This is a genomic window from Klebsiella sp. 18074 (assembly GCF_902705905.1).
GTDB classification, from domain to species: domain Bacteria; phylum Pseudomonadota; class Gammaproteobacteria; order Enterobacterales; family Enterobacteriaceae; genus Klebsiella; species Klebsiella terrigena.
In genome coordinates this window covers 1-383 of the sequence record NZ_CACSIS010000108.1, presented here as the reverse complement: position 1 = coordinate 383, position 383 = coordinate 1, and the positions used below count along the sequence as shown (strand labels likewise).

Annotated in this window: 1 protein-coding gene; it reads right to left on the bottom strand. The window is 67.4% G+C overall.

Annotated features, from left to right (window positions below; all coding sequences use genetic code 11):
• A partial coding sequence (dctP, locus tag GVK32_RS28770) for a TRAP transporter substrate-binding protein DctP (RefSeq protein WP_200842958.1) occupies positions 1 to 383 on the bottom strand: 383 nt, incomplete at both ends.

Here is a 383-nt window from a genome sequence, read left to right as displayed (position 1 = left end):
GGTAGAAGTCGCGGTAGACCGGCGTGGGATTGATGCGCAGCTTCATGCCCTTGAGGTCGTTGGGCGTCTTGATGTCCTTGGTGGAGAACACCACCCGCATGCCGGTGATGCCCCAGCCTAGGCCCACGCAGCCGGTCTCGCGCGGCAGCACTTCCAGCAGCTTGAGCGCCGCGGGCGTCTTGACCAGCTTGCCGGCGGCAGCCGTGGAGCGCACCAGGTAGGGCGCGTTGATCGAGGCCACGCTGGGTACACGGGTGCCGAGCTCGGCGGCCTGGATCCAGCCCATGTCGAGGGCGCCGGACTGCATCTGCTGCATCATCACCGACTCGTTGCCGAGCTGGCCCGAGTGGAAGACGGTGACCGTCAGCCGGCCGTTGGTAGCG